The sequence below is a fragment of the Pannonibacter sp. Q-1 genome (assembly GCF_054073275.1).
Genome location: NZ_JBSXNB010000001.1, coordinates 586,686 through 605,662, shown reverse-complemented (window position 1 = coordinate 605,662; position 18,977 = coordinate 586,686). Strand labels below are relative to the sequence as shown.

Here is an 18,977-nt window from a genome sequence, read left to right as displayed (position 1 = left end):
TCATCAGCAATCTCTGGCCGTGTCTGTGACGATGTTTCGTTCTGTTCGTTGGGGAATAACGTAGTCGGTTTTTTCGTAAGGGCAAGATGGCATCCGGCAATGTGATCTCACAGACGGGGAATGACGTACAAACAACCACTTGATATTTATCCCGGACAGCCTTGCCATGCCCTCTCAGCCACGTGACCGCACGACGATCGTCTGGTTCCGCCAGGACCTGCGCCTTGCCGACAATCCGGCGCTGTTCGAGGCGGCAAAGGCAGGCGCCGTGGTGCCGGTGTTCATTCTGGAAGAACCGAAGGACTGCGGCGAAACCCACCCGCTGGGCGGGGCCAGCCGCTGGTGGCTGCATCACGCGCTGGCGGCGCTTGACGAGAGCCTGGGCGGCAGACTGGTGCTGATGCGCGGGCCCGCCGGCAAGGCGCTGGATGCGCTGGTCAAGGAAACGGGGGCTTCCGCCGTTCACTGGAACCGCTGCTACGAGCCGCATGCGATTGCCCGCGACAAGCGGCTGAAGGCGGGTCTCATGGCCGACGGTGTCGAGGTGCGCAGTTTCAACGGTTCGCTGCTGCATGAGCCCTGGGAGCTGGAGACGAAGACCGGCGGCCCCTTCAAGGTCTATTCGCCCTTCTGGCGTGCAGCGCTGGCCAAGCCCGTGGCAGCGCCTCTGCCCGCGCCGGAGGTGCGGGACATTCCGCAGGTCAGTCAGTCTCTGCCGCTTTCAGACTTCGCGCTGCTGCCGGTCAAGCCGGATTGGGCGGCGGGCTGGCTGGACCTCTGGCAGCCGGGCGAAAGGGGCGCGGCGGCACGGCTTGCGGCTTTTCTGGAGGAAGGGCTCAATGGTTATGGCGAGCTGCGCAACCGGCCGGACCTGCCCAATGTCTCGCGCCTGTCGCCGCATCTGCATTTCGGTGAAATCTCCCCCCGGCAGATCTGGACGGCCACCCGCTTTCACACGGAGCAGCATGGCCACCTGCAGAAGGATGGCGACAAGTTCCTGTCGGAAATCGGCTGGCGGGAGTTTTCCTATCATCTGCTCTACCATTTCCCGCATCTGCCCGAGCGCAACTGGAAGCCCGCCTTCGATGCCTATCCCTGGGCTGAGGATGCTGCGGCGCTGAAGGCCTGGCAGAAGGGGCTGACCGGCTACCCCATGGTGGATGCGGGCATGCGCGAGCTGTGGGCCACCGGCTACATGCACAACCGGGTGCGGATGCTGGTGGCGTCCTTCCTCGTCAAGCATCTGCGCCTGCACTGGCACCATGGGGAGGAGTGGTTTCGCGACACGCTGCTGGACGCGGATCTGGCCAACAACTCCGCCAGCTGGCAGTGGGTGACGGGCAGCGGCGCCGATGCCGCGCCCTATTTCCGCATCTTCAACCCGGTGGGGCAGGGGCAGAAATTCGATCCCGATGGTGCCTATGTGCGCCGCTGGTGCCCGGAGCTGGCCAAGCTGCCGGACGAATTCCTCCACTGCCCGCACGAAGCGCCCGAGCGCATCCTGAAGGCGGCAGGTGTCGTTCTGGGGCGCACCTATCCCCGTCCCATCGTCGACCACACGGCTGCCCGCAATGCGGCACTTTCCGGCTATGATGCTGTGAAGCAGGCAGGGCTTGAAGCAGCGGGGTGAGGCGGTTCAGCAAGTCCGTCCTTCTCCGCAGTCATCCCGGCCAAGCGCAGCGCGAGCCGGGACCGGAGGGCCGGGGTGTACGTTGGGTGAAAGAGGGAAGCGGGCCGAAAGACCTTGGCTCACCGGTACCGGACCTCGGCTTCGCTCTCGTCCGGTATGACGAAAGAGGGGCTCCATGCGGTCATGCCGCAGCAGGTGCCCCGCCACCAGCCTTGACCTTTATAGCCACAGGGCTATCGTCCGGCGCGAACCGTCATCCATCAGGACAAGCCCGAATGACCGCCGCATGGCCCACCGAACTGCGCCTTTCCAGCGACAAGCGCACCCTTACCGTCAGTTTCGATAATGGCGAGACGCATGCCTTTCCGGCGGAATATCTGCGCGTCTGCTCGCCCTCGGCGGAGGTGCAGGGCCATGGTCCGGGGCAGAAGAAGACCGTGCCGGGCAAGCGCAATGTGCTGATCTATCAGGTGGAGCCGGTCGGCAACTACGCCGTCCGCCTGCATTTCGACGACATGCATGACACCGGCATCTTCACCTGGCCCTACTTCCTTGAGCTCGCCCATGAGGAAGACCGCCACTGGGGCAAATACCTGCGCGAACTCGAAGAAAAAGGCCTCAGCCGCGACCGGTGAGGCCAATCTCTCCGTGTTGGGGCAATGAACACGTCCCAAATTACGCTGTCATCCCCGCGCAGGCAGGGATCCAGTAGCCCCGGCGAGCGGGAAATTTTGCTCCAGGCTTCCTTGAATGTCATTGTTTACTGGATTCCCGCCTTCGCGGGAATGACGCCTGAGCTAAGTACGGGATGGGAGCATGCCCCCCTCAGCGCTTCACGACCACCGTCGCGCCGACGCCGACATTGTCATAGAGGTGCTTCACATCCTCATTGGCCATGCGGATGCAGCCGGAGGAGACGGCGGTGCCGATGGTCCAGGGCTGGTTGGTGCCGTGGATGCGGTAGAGCGTCGAGCCGATGTAGAGCGCCCTTGCGCCCAGCGGGTTGTTCGGCCCGCCTTCCATATGCACCGGCAGGATGCGGCCCTTGGCGCGCTCGCGGGCGCGCATCTGCGGCGGCGGTGTCCAGCCCGGCCATTCGGCCTTGCGGGTGATGCGGTGGGTACCGGCCCACTGCATGCCTTCCAGCCCCACGCCGACGCCATATTTCATGGCCTTGCCGCCTTCTTGCACATGATAGAGGCGGCGCTCGGTGGTATCGACGATGATCGTGCCCGGCTTGTGCGGGCCGTCGTAACGCACGGTTTCACGCTTGATCGGGGACTTGTCGGAACTGTGCAGGCCCGGTCCGTATTCAACCCAGCTCTTGGTTGCCGGGTCAAAAAAACGCCCTGCCTGGGCCGCAGCAGAACTAGCAGCTGCGACGATCATAAAGGCCGCCAGAGCGCCCGTAAATCTTCTCATTTCTGTCCCCTCCGTGCCGGGTTGGCTGGTTCATCACTCCACTCCAGTGATGACGCTATGTCACATCACATTTCCGCGCGCTTAATGCCGCGGCGAAGACATGAGAAAAACATAGAGAAGACTTCAAAGGCATCTGTGCCGCCCGTCACATGCTGGACGGTTGTGCGGACGGGGCTCTCCCGGAACTGAAAAAGGGGCCGCAGGGGCCCCTTTCCCGGTGTCTGTGTGGACGCGGGGCAGGCTCAGGAGTAGAACTCCGGGGCCTTCTTGAAATTGGCCCAGGCGTCCGGGTCATGGCCGGTGACGACCATGGCGCCGGTGCGCTCCGCCAGGGTGCGCAGCTTCTGCACCGAACGCACCGTGTCGACGGTGGAGGCAAGGAAGCCCGGCAGCGCCTTCTCTTCCCAGTGATCCACCGTATAGGCGGCATCAATGGTCAAGAGGATCGGCTTGCTGTTCGGCAGGCGCACGAGGAAGGACTGGTGTCCCGGCGCATGGCCCGGCGTGAACACCGTGGTCAGCGTGCCGTCGCCATAGATGTCGTAATAGTCGTCCTGGGTGCCATTGAGGAACTGCCACTTCAGGCCCGGGCGGTCGAAGTCCTTGCGGATGTAGCCGCCGCCGGCAAACCAGTCCGGCGTGAAGGCATATTCATACTCGCAGCGCTGCACGATGTGCGTGGCATTGGGGAAGCGGCCGATGGCGCCGGTGTGGTCGAGATGCAGGTGCGACTGCACCACGTATTTCACATCTGCCGGATCGAAGCCGAGCGCCTTCACCTGATCGACGCAGCCCTTGTCCTTGTCCAGAACCGGCATGTAGACGTCGCAGATCGAGCCCCAGTGGCCGTAAGGATCGGTCGCCACCTCGATGGCATTGCCGCCGTCAATGATGGTGTGGCCCTGCGGATGGGTGATCAGGAAGAAGGGCACGGGAATCTCGTAATCCGCGCCATTGCCCTGGTTCATCTTGATGTTGTGCACCTTGCACTTCAGGGTGCCGGACTGGAGCATGTACAGTCTGATGTCGGTCACGTGGGTCCTCCCATGGGTTGTGACTGATTGACAGGAAATGATCAGCGGGGGTCAGTAGGCCTCGCGGTAGAGGGCGAGCGCGTCTTCCTCGCGGACTTCGACGGGATTGTTGACCAGAAGGCGCGTCTGCTTCATGGCGTCGGCAGCCAGCATGGCGAGGCTGTTGTCCGTGACGCCCACATCGCGCAGGCGGCGGGGGGCGCCGCTGGCGTCCATCAGCTTCTCCATATGGGCGACGAAGTCAGCGGAGCGCTTCTCCGCATCGCCCGTGCCTGCAACACCCAGAACATCGGCGAGTTCCGCATAGAGCGGCGCGGCGGCCTTGGCGTTGAAGCGCAGGACCGGTCCGAGCATCAGCGCGTTGGAAAGGCCGTGCGGCACGTGATAGTGCCCGCCCAGCGGATAGGCGAGGGCGTGAACGGCGGCCACCGGCGAGTTGGCAAAAGCCTGACCGGCCAGCGTTGCACCCAGCAGCATGCCTTCGCGCGCGGCGCGGTTGCTGCCGTCTTCGCAGGCGGCAATGAGATTGGCGCCGAGCAGGCGCAGCGCCTCGCGGGCAAGCGCATCGGACAACGGGTTCTTCTTGTGGCGGCTGGTATAGGCCTCGATGGCATGCACCATGGCATCAATGCCCGTCGCTGCCGTATGCACCTTCGGCAGACCTACGGTCGTTTCCGCATCCAGCAGCACATAGTCGGCGTAAAGCTGCGGGGAGACGACGCCCATCTTGGTGGTCTCGCCCGTGGTGATGATGGAGATGTTCGTCACTTCCGAGCCGGTGCCAGCCGTCGTCGGCACCAGAACCAGCGGCAGGCGGCCGCCCCTGACGTTGCCGATGCCATACATTTCCGCCAATGGCTGATCGGACTGAAGCAGCACGGCGACCAGCTTGGCAATGTCGAGCGACGAGCCGCCGCCAAGACCTACGACGATGTTGACGCCGGCCTTCCGGGCCTCATCGACGCAGCCGTGCACCACATGCTCCGGCGGATCGGCCACCACCTTGTCGAAAATGGTGACATCGAGCCCGGCGGCCTTGATGTTCTGCGCAATCGGCGCGATCAGCCCGGCCTTCACCAGTCCGGCATCGGTGACCAGCAGCACGTTCTGTGCCGAGAAACGGGCCTTCAGGATCTCGCCCAGCCGCTGCGCACCGCCCCAGGCCACTTCCATGGCCGGAACCGTCCGGAATTCAAAGGGGTTCATGGTCATCTTGTTTCCTCCATTGCCCCTGACGGCTGCCGGGCAGGCCGGGACATATTTTTGCTTTCAGAATGGTCTTTCCTGCAGCCGGCTGAGCCGCAGTGCAGGGAGCGAAGATTCAGATTGACCACTTCCTCTTCCCTGCGGTAAGTTCAATATATTGAACCTGTATCAATGTGTTGAACTTATGATGACGGGATGCGCTGAAAATTGTCAAGGCCGTTAAATGCAGCTGCTGAGGCTGTCTCAGACCAGCCCTCCGCCGACACGGTGCCTGCGCTGCGCAGGACCGTGATGGTGATGGACCTCGTTGCAAGCTCCACAACCCCCTTGACCGCAGCCGATATCACCCGCGCCCTGAAGCTGCCGAAGAGCACGGCGCATGGGCTTTTCGCCGTGATGCAGGAGCTGAACCTTCTGGTGAAAAAGCCGGACGGCACATTCCGGCTGGGCCCGCATCCGCTGCGCTGGGCCAACAGTTTCCTGTCGGAGCTGGACGTTCTGACCGTCTTCCGCGCCTATTTTGCCAAGGACACGGCCTTTGCCAGTTACACGCTGACCCTGACGGTGCTGGACGGGCAGGAGGTCGTCTATATCGGCTGCCGCAACTCCGACCAGCCGCTGGGCCACACGTTCCGCATCGGCATGCGCCTGCCTGCGCCCTTCACGGCTACGGGCAAGATGCTGCTGTCCGAGCTTTCTCCCGAAGAGTTGCAGCGCCTGTTCGGATCAGGCTTCCCGGAGCCGATGACGCAGCACAGCGTCAAAGACCTTGCCGCCCTGCGGCAGGAGCTGGCCGAAACCGCGGCACGCGGCTACTCGATTGACGACGGCCAGATCCGCGAGGGCATGGTGTGTCTGGGAGCTGCCCTGCGCGATCACTCGGGCCAGGCCATCGCGGGCATCGCCATCAGCCTGCTGAGCAGCGAAGCAACGGCGGAAGCCATCGCCGGCCTCGGCACCCGCATCCGCACCACCGCCGCAGACGTCTCCCGCCATCTCGGCCATCACGGCAGGTGAGGGGGAGCCAGCGGCCACATAATTTGGGCTGGCGCGGCTGGCGCAGCCGTGCTGCTGATCGTTTGAAAACCCCTCCATCGTCATCCCGGCCGAGCAGCGCGAGAGCCGGAACCGGTGAGCCGGGGCGCGAGTTGTTTGGCATCAAGACATGGGGCCGATGCACCTTGGCTCACCGGTCCCCGATCTCCGCTTCGCTGCGCCGGGGATGACGATGGCGAGTGTTTGCCAAAAGGTACGGGCGGCCCAATGAGCCGCCCGTTTTCATGCCAGAAATAGTGCCGGTGATCCGGTGGTCCGGATTACCCCAGGTTCAGTTCCTGGAAGAAATCGTTGCCCTTGTCGTCGACGACGATGAAGGCGGGGAAGTCTTCGACTTCGATCTTCCAGATGGCTTCCATGCCGAGTTCCGGATAGGCGACCACTTCCACCTTCTTGATGCAGTCCTGTGCAAGGCGTGCAGCCGGGCCGCCGATGGAGCCGAGGTAGAAACCGCCGTGGGCCTGGCAGGCGCGGCGCACCGCCGGGGAGCGGTTGCCCTTGGCCAGCATCACCATGGAGCCGCCCACGGCCTGGAACTGGTCCACATAGGCATCCATGCGCCCGGCCGTGGTGGGGCCGAAGGAGCCGGAGGGCATGCCTTCCGGGGTCTTGGCGGGGCCGGCGTAATAGATCGGGTGGTTCTTGAAATAGTCCGGCAGCGGCTCGCCCGCTTCCAGCCGCTCGCGCAGCTTGGCATGGGCAAGGTCACGGGCCACGATCAGCGGGCCGGTCAGCGACAGGCGGGTCTTGATCGGGTGGCGCGACAGTTCGGCCAGAATCTCCGGCATCGGACGGGTCAGGTCGATCTTGACCACGTTGTCCGAGAGGTTCTCATCCGTGACTTCCGGCATGTAGGTTTCCGGATGCATCTCCAGCTGCTCAAGGTAGATGCCGTCCTTCGTGATCTTGCCGGTGGCCTGACGGTCGGCCGAGCAGGAGACGCCAAGGCCGATGGGCAGCGACGCGCCATGGCGCGGCAGGCGGATGACGCGCACGTCGTGGCAGAAATACTTGCCGCCGAACTGGGCACCGACGCCGGTCGCCTGGGTCAGTTTGTGGATCTCGGCTTCCATCTCAAGGTCACGGAAGGCGTGGCCAAGCTCGGAGCCCTGCGTCGGCAGGTTGTCGAGATAGCGGGCGGAGGCGAGCTTCACGGCCTTGAGGCACATTTCCGCCGAGGTGCCGCCGATGACGATGGCCAGGTGATAGGGCGGGCAGGCAGCGGTGCCGAGCGTCAGGATCTTTTCCTTTAGGAAATCGATCATGCGGTCATGGGTCAGCAGCGAGGGCGTGCCCTGGAACAGGAAGGTCTTGTTGGCCGAACCGCCGCCTTTGGCCATGAACAGGAACTTGTAGGCGTCATCGCCTTCCGCATAGAGCTCGATCTGCGCGGGCATGTTGTTGGAGGTGTTCTTCTCCTGGAACATGGAGATCGGCGCCAGCTGGGAATAGCGCAGGTTGCGCTTGAAATAGGCGTCGCGCGCGCCTTCGCCGAGGGCCTTCTCATCGGAACCGTCGGTCCACACGCGGCGGCCCTTCTTGCCCATGACGATGGCAGTGCCGGTGTCCTGGCACATGGGCAGCACGCCGCCTGCAGCGATGCTGGCGTTCTTCAAGAGATCGAAGGCAACGAACTTGTCGTTTTCGGTTGCTTCCGGATCATCGAGAATGGCGCGCAGCTGGGCGAGATGGCCCGGGCGCAGATAGTGGTTGATGTCGATGAAGGCCTGTTCCGCCAGAAGGCGCAAGCCCTCGGGCTCCACCATCAGCATCTCCTGGCCGTTGAAGGTGGTGGTGGAGACGTAATCGGACGTCAGCTTGCGGTAAGGCGTCTTGTCCTCGCCCAGCGGGAACATGGCGCTGTGCTGGTAGTCCGGCGGCGTGACGGGAGCATTCATGGCGGTCTCTCGCATCAGGGTCTTGGAAAACGTCCACCCGTGGGCGGTGCCCCGGGCAGCTCTGTCTTTGGCTGGCTCTTCTTTACGGCAAAAGGGCCGGTGGCAACAAGCGCCCCGGCCCCTTCACGCATCGCAATTTTGGATGAAGCTCAGCGCGTGGCGGTGAGGTCGATCGTGACCGCGACGGCGTCCTTCAGATTGTCCTGTCCGACACTGGCGCCGATGCCATAGGCGCTGCGCGACAGGGTGGCCGTGCCCTTGGCAACGGCGGTGTCGCCGGTGATGTCGAGGGTGAAGGCCAGCGTTACCGGCTTTTCCTCGCCGCGTAGCGACAGGGTGCCTTCCGCCTCATAGGCGTTGCCGCCCTTGGCCGTGACGGAGGTGGAGGTGAAGCGGGCTTCCGGGAAGGCTTCCGTGGCCAGCCAGTCCGTGCCCGGCAGCATGCCGGCAAACTGGGCATTGGCCATCTGGGCGCTGCCGGTGGCAATGGTGGCCTCGATCTTTGCGGCGGAGACATTCTCCGGGTCGAAGTCGATCTGCGCGGTCCATGTACCGAAGCTGCCGGAGACCGGCGCGCCGCCCTGCTCGACGGTAAAGCCGATGCTGCTGTTGGCCGGATCCACCGTCCATTCGGCAGCATATGCCGCACCGGACGCGAGGATCAGGCTGGCGGCGGTAAAGGCGGCTGCAAAAGTCTTGCGCATGGGAAACTCCATGAGGACAGAATGCGGGGCGGTGAGCTTCTGCTCAGCCCCTGACCGGATGGACGATGCGCTTGAGCACGCCGTCCCGGGCGATGAAATGATGCTTGAGGGCCGCGCCGATATGGGCGGCGAGCAGAGCGACGAGCGCCCAGGCAAACAGGCTGTGCAGGGCCTTGAACAGGCCTTCGGCCTCTTCCTTGGTGCCAAGGGCGGCCGGCACCGGCAGATGCGGCACGTTCACGGTATTGAAGAGAATGGTCGGGATGTTCCAGGGCGAAGCGGACACCATCAGCCAGCCGCTGAGCGGAATGGCGAGGATCAGCGCATAGAGCCCGATGTGGCCAAGATGCGCGGCAGCCTTTTCCCAGGCCGCCATGCTGTCCGGCAGGGCCGGGGTGGGGTTCATGAACCGCCAGACAAGCCGCAGCACGGCAAGGGCGAGCACCACGAAGCCGATGGACTTGTGCAGCTGGAAAATGGCGAAGGTCGAAGGATCGGACATCGGCAGGCCATCCATGTAGAGCCCCAGACCGATCATGCCGATGAGGAGCACGGCCATGGTCCAGTGGAATGCAATGGCCACCCAGCCGTAGCCTGCGGTGCTGTTGCGTATCATGGAAATTCTCCCTGCAGCATGCGCGCGGGACGGCACGTCACCGCCCCGCGTTTTCAATGCTTACTGAGCGATAGCGGCTTCAGCGTGCAGCACGATGGACACGTCGTCACCCACATACGGGGTGTACATGTCCATGCCGAAGTCCGAACGCTTGATGGTGGTGGTGGCGGCAAAGCCAACCCACGGCTTCTTTTCCATCGGGTGTTCGCCCATGGCGGTCACGGTCACGTCCAGCGTGGCCGGCTTGGTGATGCCCTTGATGGTCAGGTCGCCTTCGATCTGCAGCGTCTGCTCACCGGTCTTGGTCACCTTGGTGCTCTTGAAGGTGGCTTCCGGGAACTGGGCGACATCGAAGAAATCGGCGCTCTTGAAGTGGGTGTCACGGTCGGCCCAGAAGGTGTCGAGGCTGTTGGTGTCGATCGTCATCTCGATCGAGGAATTCGCCGGCTGATCGGCATCGATCATCAGCTTGGCATCCCAGGTGCCGAAACGGCCGTCGGTGGTGGAATAGCCAAGGTGGTTGTAGGAGAACGAGAGGTTGGAATGGCTCTTGTCGAATTCATAGGCCACAGGGGCGGCCAGAACCGGCGCAGTCAGCAGGCCGAGAGCAAGGGCAGAGGCGGCAAGACGGATCATCAGAAATCTCCGAACAGCAAAGTGTCTGAACAGGGCGCTTTGTCGCAGCCCAAGGGACTATGTAATGATTTTTCCGCACTGCACAACTTGACGCACCGTTTCTGAAAAATGAACAGTGATCAAATCGAAGCGTGGACAGGTAAAATATTGTTGATCAATTGATCGTCCATGAAACCACATTTTTCAAGCGGAAAAATGGCAGCTTGACCCGTTTCTCTCCCGGTCCCATATGAGGGCAACAGAGGACGGCCTCTTCACCCGCTCATGGGTTCCAGCATTCCGGGACGGCCCGCAACGAGGTCATCATGTCCTGGATCTATCTGCTATCTGCCGGAATTCTCGAAGTTGTCTGGGCCTTTGCGATGAAGCTGTCAGACGGCTTCACCCGGCCTCTTCCAACCCTCGTCATGATTGTTAGCATGATCGGCTCATTCGCCCTGCTGGCGCTGGCCATGCGCGATCTGCCGCTTGGCACGGCCTACACCATCTGGACCGGCATTGGCGCGGTCGGGGCCTTTGCGCTCGGCGTCGTCATGCTGGGAGAGGTGATCTCGCCTGCGCGTGTGACGGCCGCGCTTCTCATCATCAGCGGTATCGTGCTGATGAAGGTATCTTCCTGAGCTGACAAGTCTTTGGGCCAGAGCATCTGCTCCGGCCCAAAGACCGATTCAAATCACTTCAGCGCCTGCAGGATCGACACATAATTGGCGACGGCCGCGCCGCCCATGTTGAAGATGCCGCCGACTTCCGCATTCTTCACCTGAATGCCACCGGCTTCCCCGGTCAGCTGCATGGCCGTGAGGACATGCATGGACACGCCGGTGGCGCCGATCGGATGGCCCTTGGCCTTCAGGCCGCCGGACGGGTTGACCGGCAGCTTGCCGTCCATTTCGGTCCAGCCTTCAAGGATGGCACGCGCGCCCTGGCCTTCCGGCGCAAGCCCCATGGCTTCGTATTCGATCAGCTCGGCGATGGTGAAGCAGTCATGGGTCTCAACGAAGGAAAGATCCTCCAGTCCCATCCGCGCCTGCGTCAGCGCCTGCCCCCAGGCATGGCGGCAGCCATCGAACTTCAGGATGTCGCGCTTCGACATGGGCAGATAATCCTGCACATGGGCGAGCGAGCGGAAGGCGACGGCCTTCTTCATGCCGAGTGCTGTGGCCGTATCCGTCAGCACCAGCGCGGCCGCGCCGTCCGAGACGAGCGAGCAGTCCGTGCGCTTCAGCGGGCCCGCCACGAAGGGGTTCTTCTCGCCTTCCGTGCGGCAGAACTCATAGCCGAGGTCCTTGCGCATCTGGGCGTAAGGGTTGTTGACGCCGTTCTTGTGGTTCTTGGCGGCAATGCGGGCGAGTGCGTCCGACTGGTCGCCGTGGCGCTGGAAATAGGTCTCGGCGATCTTGCCGAAGACACCGGCAAAGCCTGCGGGAATGTCACCTTCTTCCGGCAGATAGGAGGCCTTCAGCAGGTTGCGGCCGATTTCCGGCCCCGGCGTCGTGGTCATCTGTTCGACGCCCACCACAAGCACGAAACGGGCTGCGCCCGAGCTGACGGCGCGCACGCCCTGATGCACGGCGGAAGAGCCTGTGGCGCAGGCGTTCTCGACGCGGGTTGCCGGGGTGAAGCGCAGGGCAGGGTCTGCCTGCAGCACCAGCGAGGCGGTGAAATCCTGCGGGGAGAAGCCCGCGTTGAAGTGGCCGAGGTAGATCTCGCCGATATCCTTCGGCTCAAGCCCGGCGTCGCTGATGGCATCAACAGCCACCTTGACGATCATGCTCTCGACGGTTTCCTCCGCGTGCCGCCCAAAAGGCAGGTGCGCCCATCCAACGATTGCCGCTGTCATTCCGGGATCCTCCACTGGCATCCGGCAGCTCCGGGCTGCGGATGTCCTTTCCTGTCACGGGACAAAGCCTCAATTGACTTTAACGTAACATATGCCGGTCCCGCGCCGCATGGCCAGCGGGTTTTGCCTCCTCTGTTTGGGGGAGTGGCCGGCACCGTCAGAACCCGGTCGCGGGCGGAAAATGTATCTGAACTGTTCCCCAGGTCATACGCCTGTCATCAAAAGCCCCGATAAGAGCGTCATTCCATACGTAAAAATTACTTAAAGTGTTGCCGAAAGTTTTGAGGCCGGGCCCTGACGGGTCCGGCCTTTTTATTCGTAAGGCTGGTGGCGAGCCAGACCGGTTGCCAGCCCTGTGGCCAAATGGTATCTGCGGCCTGACTGCGTCCCGGTGATGGCTTTGCGCAAGCCCCGGCGGCGCGTTCCTTCTGCGCGCAAGTGAGGCTGGCAAATCCGATGACTGCTGCGGTCGAAATTCCCGGAACTGTCACGATCTGCGTCACCAGCTGCGGGCGGCTGGATCTGCTGGCCGAGACGCTTGCCTCCTTCCGCCGCTTCAACACGGGCGGTACCTTTCTGATCCATGAGGATTCCCGGGACGACGCCATCATCGATGAAGTGCGCCGGACCTATCCCTGGGCGGAGGTCATCTCCAGCCCCGAGCGCATGGGCCTGATGGCCTCTATCGACAGGCTCTATTCGACGGCCACAACGCCCTATATCTTCCATCTGGAAGATGACTGGCAATTCGATGGCCCGGTCAACTGGGAAGCTGCGATCCGCGCATTGGAGACCCATCCGGAAATCGCCAATGTGTCACTGCGCGCCTATGACGAGATCAAGGAAAAGTTCCGGGAAAAGTCCGATCCGCTGACGGTGGAGGGCGTTGATTTCCGCCTGATGCGGGCCGACGCCCATCCCGAATTTTTCGGCTGGTCCAGCAATCCGGGGCTGATCACCAAGGCGCTGTACGAGTCCTATGCGCCCTTCGCCCAGCATTTTCATGACAAGATGTCGGCCGTCATCAAGCAGGACGGCAAGCGCGTTGCCTATCTGCTGCCGGGTGTTGCGCGCCACATCGGCCAGAAGCGCAATGTCACCGACCCGACCATGCCGCCGCGGCCGAAGAGCAAGCTCGGCAAGCTGCTGCGCTCCATCCGCAAGAAGCTCTATTACGCGGGCCTGCGCAAGGATCCGTTCTGATACGGGCGCAAACGCCGGAACGGCGGGTTAGTCGGTCTTCACGTGATTGGAGATGAAGCGGGACAGACGCAGGCGCATGCCCTTCAGGAATGTGCCCTTCTTGGTCCGCTTCACGTTGTAGAAGTAGCGGTGCCGGTAGCCGAAGTCCTGATGCTCGCAGACGAACGTCCCGTAAAGCTCGTATTCCGAGAAATGGTCTGCCCTGTCCTTCACCAGGGACTGAAGCGCTTCCAGCCAGGGCTGGTTGAAGCGCTGCTCAATGTGAGCCTGCAGGGCGGCCATGGCCCCGCGCCGGAAGATCATGGTGTGCGCCACCAGTGACCAGGGAAACTGTTTCGGGCGGCCGAGGGCCTTCTCGACAAAGCTGTTCCAGCCGGGGTTTTCATCGTCGGCCGTGAATAGCCAGTAGTGTCCTTCGGCGCTGATATAGCTGGCCGGGCGGTTGATGAAGGTGTCCGCATCCAGAACGATGCAGCTTTCTGAACGGATGTAGGACGGCCAGCTGAGCTTGATGATCTGCTGGGTGATCCAGCCGCTGCGTTTCTTGCCCGCACTGTCGGTGAAGCCCTGTGCGGAGAAGTCTGCGGGCAGCACCTGCGCTTCCGGGATGATGCGCACCGGGCAGCCGTCCACCGAAAAGCCCTCGAGCTCTGCGCAGGCTTTCGCCGTGCCCACAAGGACGAGCTCATCAACAGGCTGTACGAGGTTTTTCAGCGTCGTGCCGATATGCTCGCGGAAGAAGGGCAGGTCCTTTTCATGCAAGGGGATCAGCAGCGTGCTGGCAAAGGGGGAGGGCTTGTCGCCGCGCAGGAGCCAGATCAGCACATAGTTGCACAGATTATGCCGCAGCCTGCGGAAGCGTCTGAGAAATGCGCCTTGCATCATGTGCCTGCCGTCCTGTCACTCGGAGGGGTGCCCTCTCGCGGGCTTCGCCGTGAGGGCCTGTTTATCCATCCCGCTTGATCCGATCAAACTTTTCCGCAATACCTCGCAGCCGGGCAGCCCGTGACGCAGTGCTTCCGGCTTGCGTCTGTCCGTCTGCTTTCAAGCCCGCTATTCCGGTCTGGTGGTTGCATGTCCGACGTTCCTGCCCCGATCTCCGTCCTGATCCGCTGCTTCAACGAAGGGGACCGTATCGGCCGCACCTTGCAGAGCGTGCAGGGGCTGGGGCGGGAAATCGTCGTCATCGACTCCGGCTCGACCGATGACACGGTGGCGGTCTGCGAGTCTTTCGGGGCGCGGGTGATCAGCAATCCGTGGGCCGGCTTCGGGCCGCAGCGGAGCTTTGGTGAAAAGCAGTGCCGCAGTGACTGGGTCTTCTACATCGATGCCGATGAAGTGGTGACGCCGGAGCTGCGGCAGGAGATTGTTGGCCTGTTCCGGAACGGGGAACCGCAGCACGCCTGCTATCTGGTGCGCAACACCATGGTTCTGCCGGGCGATGAGCGGCCGCGCCCCTTTGCCGACTACCGCAAGGTGCCCCGGCTCTACAATCTGAAACACGCCCGCATCCGGCTGGAGCCGTCCTATGACCGGATGGATGTGGATGAAGGCTTCACCACCGGCATCCTGAAGGGCCGCCAGCATCACTTCTCGTTCCGCACCTGGGGCCACGCGATTGCCAAGCTGAACTACACGTCAGATCTGGCGGCCGCCACGCAGAAGAAAAAGAACGGGCTGCTGCTGCGCCTGCGTCTCGTCACCGAATTTCCGGTCGAGATGCTGAAGTACCTGATCATGCGGCGCTTCATTTTCGCGGGCTGGAAGGGCTATGCCTTTGCGACGATCCAGTCCTTTGGCCGGTTCGTGCGCATCCTCAAGATGCTCGACAAGCAGCGGTCCTCCAACTGAGCAGGGCTTGAGCAATTTCAAGGTTTGATGCTGGGCATCTCAGCGCCTTCGCATGAGAACGCGCCTAGCCAATGGCGTTTTCTGTCAGCGAACCCGCGCCCTGCTGCTGGGAGCCATCCAGCTGGGCGTGGACCTGCTGCTGCCCCTGTCCTGACGCCGCACGCGGATGGGCTGGCGCAGGCCGGTCAGCCGGTCGAACTGCGACAGGCGCTTGATGGTCGTTTCCGTCAGCTGGTGCCCGCGCGACAGAACCAGTTCATGGCTGCCGTCGGTGATGATGTCGTCGATCAGAATGTCGCCCGGACGCAGGGCCCGGATATGACAGGCAACGGTCTGGAAGCGCTCGGAGAGGTCCTTGTCCGTTAGCAGGCAGGCTCTGACGACCTTCAGCAGCGCCGGATCATATTGCCGCCGGTTGATGCTCAATGCTTCAAAGGCGGCCAGATCCACGCCCGTGTCCGGGCAGGCGTACCACAGGTCGATCAGGATCTTCAAAATGCGCGAATGCAGCGGAATGTCCTTGCCGGTCGGACCATCCGTGGGAAAGCCCGAGCCGTCAAAGCCTCTGCCCGAGTAATACAGCACCTCGGCAATCCGCTCGAACTGCGGAATGTTGCGTAAAAGATCCCGGCTCTGTTCCGGGGCACGGGCCAGCAGTTCACGCTGAGGGTCCGTCAGCGTCTTGGCCGAGCGGTAGCGGGACAGGATTTCCCGTGGCAGCAGGGCCTCGCCGAGCGGCGAGAACATGACGGCCATCTCCAGTTCCCAGACCTTCTTGAGCCCGAGCGCCTTGGCCACCTTCAGCGCCTGCTGGCGCATGACGGTCGTCTTGCGGAAGGCGTCCGTGTGGAACAGGGCCAGCATGTCGATCAGCAGCTTCACCGAACCGGAGAGCGTCTTCTCCAGCAGGCTTTTCTCCTTGACCACCCGGTTGTGATAGGCAAGGCCGGAGCGGATGGCGTTTTCGATTTCGTCGGCCGGGCATGGCTTCAGCAGATGCATGAGGACATTCGCCTCATTGACCGCACGGCGGGCGACTTCCAGAGACCGGTCAGCCGTCAGCATGATGCGGGCCGCGACAGGCGCAAAATCGGTGACGGACTTCAGAAACTCGACGCCGTCGATGTCGGGCAGATTCAGACTGGAAATGACGACGGCGACAGACGGGTTGCGCTCGATCCAGGCGACCGCCTCGACGGCGCTGCGGGCCGTAACGATCTGGAACTTGCTGCCAAGCAGCTGCTGAAACGCTGTCAGCACCTTGACGTCCGCATCGACAACAAGAATAAGCTTCTGTGTCTCCGCCATGCTCCAATCTCCATGCGCCGGGCAGGAGCTCCGGATGGGGTTGCGCTCCAAGCTGATTCCCGCCGATCGTGCTCCTGACATCAGCAAGCAGCCTTATTTGCTAATAAAACCCTGTTTGCTGCAAATTTTTAGGGGTAACCAAAGGGAAAAGTGAATCTTTTTCGTAAACTTGTCCTGTCCCGCAAGGTTTTGGTTCGAAAAATCAGGGTAAACTGGTAAAATGACGGATGTGGTAATCGTAGGGTCTGGCCCTGCGGGTTTGGCGGCTGCGGATAAGCTTTCGGCGGCCGGGCATAAAGTAATGATCCTTGATCGTATGGCCTCACTTGCGCGCAAGTTTCTGCTGGCAGGGCGCGGCGGGCTCAATCTGACGCATTCCGAAGACATCGGAGCCTTTCTGGAACGCTACGGCAGCGGCCGTTCCTTTCTTGAGCCTTTGATCCGCCGGTTTGACCCTCAGGCGCTGCGCCGCTTTGCCGAAGATCTGGGGCAGGAAACCTTTGTAGGCTCCAGCGGCCGTGTGTTTCCGAAGGCGATGAAGGCCTCGCCGCTGCTGCGTGCCTGGCTTGCACGGCTGGAGAAGCAGGGCGTCACATTCCGTCTGCGTCAGACCTGGGAGGGGCAGGACGCTGAAGGCCGCAACCTCTTCCGCGCGCAGGACGGTTCGCTGGAAGCTCTGCCGGCCCGTGCCACGCTTCTGGCGCTGGGCGGCGGCAGCTGGCCCCGCCTTGGCTCGCGCGGGGACTGGCTCTCCGTGCTGGAAGGCTGGGGTGTGGATGTGACGCCGCTGCGCCCCTCCAACTGCGGCTTCCTGTGCAACTGGTCGCCTTTCTTTGCGGAGCGTTTTGCCGGTCAGCCGCTGAAGCGTATCGAACTGGCGCATGGCGGTATCCGCCAGCGCGGGGAGGCGATGATCAGCCGCACGGGCATCGAGGGCGGTGCGGTCTATGCCCTGTCCGCTCCCCTGCGTGAGGCGATCGCCAGCGAAGGGGAGACTGTGCTCTCCATCGACCTGCGCCCGGACATGGACGTGGCAACGCTCGCCAGCCGCCTGTCGAAGCCCCGGGCCAAGCAATCGCTTTCCACCTTCCTGCGCAAGTCCGCGGGGCTGTTGCCCGTGGAAGTGGCGCTCCTGCGGGAATCCCTCACGCCTCAGGATGGTTCGCCAGAGGCGCTTGCAGCCGCCATCAAGCAGGTGCAGCTGAAGCTGACGGGCACCAGCGGCATGGAGCGGGCGATTTCGACGGCTGGCGGCATCCGGCTTGAGGCACTCGATGACGGCCTGATGCTGCGCCAGCGTCCCGGCGTCTTTGCGGCCGGTGAAATGCTCGATTGGGAAGCACCCACCGGCGGCTACCTGCTGCAGGCCTGCTTTGCGACGGGCATGGCGGCGGCCGATGGCATTCTGGCTTATCTGGCTGCCGGAAAGGCTTCTGCATGACGGTCATCTACATCGATGCGGATGCCTGCCCGGTGAAGGAAGAAGTGGTGCGCGTTGGAGAGCGGCATGGCCTGCGGATGATCTTTGTCTCCAACGCCTTCATGCGTCTGCCGGAGAGCGAACTGGTGCAGCGGGTGGTCGTGTCCGAGGGGCTGGATGTCGCTGATGACTGGATCGCGGAACGCGCCGCCCCCGGTGATGTTGTGGTAACGGCCGATGTGCCGCTGGCAGCCCGCTGTGTGAAGGCGGGAGCCAGCGTGCTCGGTCCTTCGGGCAAGCCGTTCCGGGACGTGGGCCTTGCGCTGGCCATGCGGGACCTGAGAACGCATCTGCGCGAGATTGGCGAAATCCGGGAAAGCGGCCCGTCCTTCTCCCGGCAGGACCGGTCCCGCTTTCTGCAGGCGCTGGAAAGCGCCGTGCGCGGCGCCTTGAGAGCAGCACCGGGCGGCCAGTCCTGAAAGACATAGCGCATTGAAAAAAGCCCCCGTCCTGAAGGACGAGGGCTGATTGGGCTGGCGGGAGCTTGCCAGACAGTGTTCTGGGCAAACCGGAAGCCGGTTCTCACGCCTCCTGACGGCGCAGAGGGCCTGGAATAAGGCCACCCTTTTCGAAATTTGAAGTCAAAAGGTCTGGTGCCGGGACGGCGGAGCGTCCAGGCCAAAGGTCTGCTGAAAACAACGATGCCTACTGGCAGAAAACGTAGCGGCCCGAATAGCTGCGGAAATAACCGGTTCTCGGATCAAACGAGCGGTACCGCGACGAGCAGTACTGATACCAGGCCGGGCTCCAGGGCGCTGGGCGGTAATGGACCGGTGCCGGCTGCTGGTAATAGACGCGGGGCGCCGGACGGTGATGGTAGACCGGTGGCGGCGGCGGGGCCATGTAGACTGGTGCAGGATAGCGCGGCGCAGACAACGCCGAGCCGATGAGCGCCCCAGCAGCAAGCCCGCCGACAATGGCAGCCCCTGTTTCCCAGCCATGACCGTGATGACGGTGGTGATGGCGGCGGCCTGCCTCCGCCGTAGACACGGCTGCAAGCACGACGGCTGCCGACAGAAGCGACGCTGACGCTATTCTGGTAGCCCGGTTCAACATGGCGAAGCCTCCTTCTCCGGAACATTCTGCCCTGCTG

General features: G+C 62.8%; 19 protein-coding genes. 8 read left to right on the top strand and 11 right to left on the bottom strand.

Annotation, left to right across the window (positions count from 1 at the left end; all coding sequences use genetic code 11):
- Positions 1 to 166 precede the first annotated feature (166 nt).
- Together ACVNHC_RS02750 and ACVNHC_RS02745 are read left to right on the top strand one after the other, a co-directional pair.
- Positions 167 to 1,630 (top strand): cryptochrome/photolyase family protein, encoded by a 1,464-nt coding sequence (locus ACVNHC_RS02750; protein ID WP_457166370.1) that lies wholly within the window; start codon positions 167 to 169, stop codon positions 1,628 to 1,630.
- 275 nt (positions 1,631 to 1,905) lie between these two features.
- The gene (locus ACVNHC_RS02745) at positions 1,906 to 2,265 is read left to right on the top strand and encodes a gamma-butyrobetaine hydroxylase-like domain-containing protein (protein ID WP_050472094.1); all 360 of its coding nucleotides are present in this window, start codon (positions 1,906 to 1,908) and stop codon (positions 2,263 to 2,265) included.
- Between the two features lie 190 nt (positions 2,266 to 2,455).
- Here the strand turns inward: ACVNHC_RS02745 and ACVNHC_RS02740 are convergent, their stop codons facing one another.
- The 3 genes from ACVNHC_RS02740 to ACVNHC_RS02730 form a co-directional block, all read right to left on the bottom strand.
- Complete coding sequence (locus ACVNHC_RS02740; protein ID WP_050472093.1) at positions 2,456 to 3,052, bottom strand: L,D-transpeptidase; 597 nt, start codon at positions 3,050 to 3,052, stop codon at positions 2,456 to 2,458.
- A 242-nt stretch (positions 3,053 to 3,294) separates the two neighbouring features.
- A complete protein-coding gene (gene attM / locus ACVNHC_RS02735) occupies positions 3,295 to 4,086 on the bottom strand; it encodes an AttM family quorum-quenching N-acyl homoserine lactonase (RefSeq protein WP_163001199.1) in 792 nt (263 codons plus the stop codon).
- 51 nt (positions 4,087 to 4,137) lie between these two features.
- Positions 4,138 to 5,298 (bottom strand): iron-containing alcohol dehydrogenase, encoded by a 1,161-nt coding sequence (locus ACVNHC_RS02730; protein WP_122519352.1) that lies wholly within the window; start codon positions 5,296 to 5,298, stop codon positions 4,138 to 4,140.
- A gap of 261 nt (positions 5,299 to 5,559) precedes the next feature.
- On the opposite strand from ACVNHC_RS02730, the gene ACVNHC_RS02725 reads away from it, so the two are divergent.
- On the top strand, positions 5,560 to 6,309 hold the full coding sequence (locus ACVNHC_RS02725; protein ID WP_457166488.1) for an IclR family transcriptional regulator: 750 nt from the start codon (positions 5,560 to 5,562) through the stop codon (positions 6,307 to 6,309).
- Between the two features lie 299 nt (positions 6,310 to 6,608).
- Here the strand turns inward: ACVNHC_RS02725 and ACVNHC_RS02720 are convergent, their stop codons facing one another.
- The 4 genes from ACVNHC_RS02720 to ACVNHC_RS02705 form a co-directional block, all read right to left on the bottom strand.
- Complete coding sequence (locus ACVNHC_RS02720; RefSeq protein ID WP_371328552.1) at positions 6,609 to 8,204, bottom strand: fumarate hydratase; 1,596 nt, start codon at positions 8,202 to 8,204, stop codon at positions 6,609 to 6,611.
- Between the two features lie 191 nt (positions 8,205 to 8,395).
- Positions 8,396 to 8,950, bottom strand: coding sequence for a YceI family protein (locus tag ACVNHC_RS02715; RefSeq protein WP_208997444.1), 555 nt, complete (start codon positions 8,948 to 8,950; stop codon positions 8,396 to 8,398).
- A gap of 43 nt (positions 8,951 to 8,993) precedes the next feature.
- On the bottom strand, positions 8,994 to 9,566 hold the full coding sequence (locus ACVNHC_RS02710) for a cytochrome b (RefSeq protein WP_457166369.1): 573 nt from the start codon (positions 9,564 to 9,566) through the stop codon (positions 8,994 to 8,996).
- Between the two features lie 60 nt (positions 9,567 to 9,626).
- On the bottom strand, positions 9,627 to 10,202 hold the full coding sequence (locus ACVNHC_RS02705) for a YceI family protein (protein WP_457166368.1): 576 nt from the start codon (positions 10,200 to 10,202) through the stop codon (positions 9,627 to 9,629).
- Between the two features lie 305 nt (positions 10,203 to 10,507).
- Between ACVNHC_RS02705 and ACVNHC_RS02700 the strand changes: the two genes are divergently transcribed.
- Positions 10,508 to 10,822 (top strand): DMT family transporter, encoded by a 315-nt coding sequence (locus ACVNHC_RS02700; RefSeq protein WP_123193583.1) that lies wholly within the window; start codon positions 10,508 to 10,510, stop codon positions 10,820 to 10,822.
- A gap of 53 nt (positions 10,823 to 10,875) precedes the next feature.
- On the opposite strand, the gene ACVNHC_RS02695 is transcribed toward ACVNHC_RS02700, so the two are convergent.
- Complete coding sequence (locus tag ACVNHC_RS02695) at positions 10,876 to 12,042, bottom strand: acetyl-CoA acetyltransferase (RefSeq protein ID WP_058897908.1); 1,167 nt, start codon at positions 12,040 to 12,042, stop codon at positions 10,876 to 10,878.
- A 456-nt stretch (positions 12,043 to 12,498) separates the two neighbouring features.
- On the opposite strand from ACVNHC_RS02695, the gene ACVNHC_RS02690 reads away from it, so the two are divergent.
- Entirely contained in the window at positions 12,499 to 13,245 is a 747-nt protein-coding gene (locus tag ACVNHC_RS02690; protein WP_050472083.1) for a glycosyltransferase, read from the top strand.
- 27 nt (positions 13,246 to 13,272) lie between these two features.
- On the opposite strand, the gene ACVNHC_RS02685 is transcribed toward ACVNHC_RS02690, so the two are convergent.
- Complete coding sequence (locus tag ACVNHC_RS02685) at positions 13,273 to 14,130, bottom strand: DUF6492 family protein (RefSeq protein ID WP_457166367.1); 858 nt, start codon at positions 14,128 to 14,130, stop codon at positions 13,273 to 13,275.
- Positions 14,131 to 14,319: 189 nt separating this feature from the next.
- Between ACVNHC_RS02685 and ACVNHC_RS02680 the strand changes: the two genes are divergently transcribed.
- Positions 14,320 to 15,096: a glycosyltransferase family 2 protein gene (locus ACVNHC_RS02680; protein WP_058897905.1), complete on the top strand. Its 777-nt coding sequence runs from the start codon at positions 14,320 to 14,322 to the stop codon at positions 15,094 to 15,096.
- 84 nt (positions 15,097 to 15,180) lie between these two features.
- Here the strand turns inward: ACVNHC_RS02680 and ACVNHC_RS02675 are convergent, their stop codons facing one another.
- Positions 15,181 to 16,404, bottom strand: a complete 1,224-nt coding sequence (locus tag ACVNHC_RS02675; RefSeq protein WP_457166366.1) for an HD domain-containing phosphohydrolase — start codon at positions 16,402 to 16,404, stop codon at positions 15,181 to 15,183.
- A 220-nt stretch (positions 16,405 to 16,624) separates the two neighbouring features.
- Here ACVNHC_RS02675 and ACVNHC_RS02670 point away from each other — a divergent pair, with 220 nt between their 5' ends.
- Together ACVNHC_RS02670 and ACVNHC_RS02665 are read left to right on the top strand one after the other, a co-directional pair.
- Positions 16,625 to 17,845 (top strand): NAD(P)/FAD-dependent oxidoreductase, encoded by a 1,221-nt coding sequence (locus ACVNHC_RS02670; RefSeq protein ID WP_457166365.1) that lies wholly within the window; start codon positions 16,625 to 16,627, stop codon positions 17,843 to 17,845.
- On the top strand, positions 17,842 to 18,303 hold the full coding sequence (locus tag ACVNHC_RS02665; RefSeq protein WP_050472078.1) for a YaiI/YqxD family protein: 462 nt from the start codon (positions 17,842 to 17,844) through the stop codon (positions 18,301 to 18,303). Before ACVNHC_RS02670 ends, ACVNHC_RS02665 begins: the two co-directional genes overlap by 4 nt.
- A gap of 226 nt (positions 18,304 to 18,529) precedes the next feature.
- On the opposite strand, the gene ACVNHC_RS02660 is transcribed toward ACVNHC_RS02665, so the two are convergent.
- A complete protein-coding gene (locus tag ACVNHC_RS02660; RefSeq protein WP_094462381.1) occupies positions 18,530 to 18,940 on the bottom strand; it encodes a BA14K family protein in 411 nt (136 codons plus the stop codon).
- Positions 18,941 to 18,977: the final 37 nt, after the last annotated feature.

Bases quoted from the DNA above. Each gene is read 5' to 3' on its own strand.
- ACVNHC_RS02660 (WP_094462381.1), bottom strand. From the start codon at position 18,940: ATGTTGAACCGGGCTACCAGAATAGCGTCAGCGTCGCTTCTGTCGGCA.
- ACVNHC_RS02700 (WP_123193583.1), top strand. From the start codon at position 10,508: ATGTCCTGGATCTATCTGCTATCTGCCGGAATTCTCGAAGTTGTCTGG.
- ACVNHC_RS02720 (WP_371328552.1), bottom strand. From the start codon at position 8,204: ATGTTCCCGCTGGGCGAGGACAAGACGCCTTACCGCAAGCTGACGTCC.
- ACVNHC_RS02710 (WP_457166369.1), bottom strand. From the start codon at position 9,566: ATGATACGCAACAGCACCGCAGGCTACGGCTGGGTGGCCATTGCATTC.
- ACVNHC_RS02680 (WP_058897905.1), top strand. From the start codon at position 14,320: ATGTCCGACGTTCCTGCCCCGATCTCCGTCCTGATCCGCTGCTTCAAC.
- ACVNHC_RS02695 (WP_058897908.1), bottom strand. From the start codon at position 12,042: ATGACAGCGGCAATCGTTGGATGGGCGCACCTGCCTTTTGGGCGGCAC.
- ACVNHC_RS02740 (WP_050472093.1), bottom strand. From the start codon at position 3,052: ATGAGAAGATTTACGGGCGCTCTGGCGGCCTTTATGATCGTCGCAGCT.
- ACVNHC_RS02665 (WP_050472078.1), top strand. From the start codon at position 17,842: ATGACGGTCATCTACATCGATGCGGATGCCTGCCCGGTGAAGGAAGAA.
- ACVNHC_RS02685 (WP_457166367.1), bottom strand. From the start codon at position 14,130: ATGATGCAAGGCGCATTTCTCAGACGCTTCCGCAGGCTGCGGCATAAT.
- ACVNHC_RS02705 (WP_457166368.1), bottom strand. From the start codon at position 10,202: ATGATCCGTCTTGCCGCCTCTGCCCTTGCTCTCGGCCTGCTGACTGCG.
- ACVNHC_RS02675 (WP_457166366.1), bottom strand. From the start codon at position 16,404: ATGGCGGAGACACAGAAGCTTATTCTTGTTGTCGATGCGGACGTCAAG.
- ACVNHC_RS02715 (WP_208997444.1), bottom strand. From the start codon at position 8,950: ATGCGCAAGACTTTTGCAGCCGCCTTTACCGCCGCCAGCCTGATCCTC.
- ACVNHC_RS02750 (WP_457166370.1), top strand. From the start codon at position 167: ATGCCCTCTCAGCCACGTGACCGCACGACGATCGTCTGGTTCCGCCAG.
- ACVNHC_RS02745 (WP_050472094.1), top strand. From the start codon at position 1,906: ATGACCGCCGCATGGCCCACCGAACTGCGCCTTTCCAGCGACAAGCGC.
- ACVNHC_RS02730 (WP_122519352.1), bottom strand. From the start codon at position 5,298: ATGACCATGAACCCCTTTGAATTCCGGACGGTTCCGGCCATGGAAGTG.
- ACVNHC_RS02690 (WP_050472083.1), top strand. From the start codon at position 12,499: ATGACTGCTGCGGTCGAAATTCCCGGAACTGTCACGATCTGCGTCACC.
- ACVNHC_RS02670 (WP_457166365.1), top strand. From the start codon at position 16,625: ATGACGGATGTGGTAATCGTAGGGTCTGGCCCTGCGGGTTTGGCGGCT.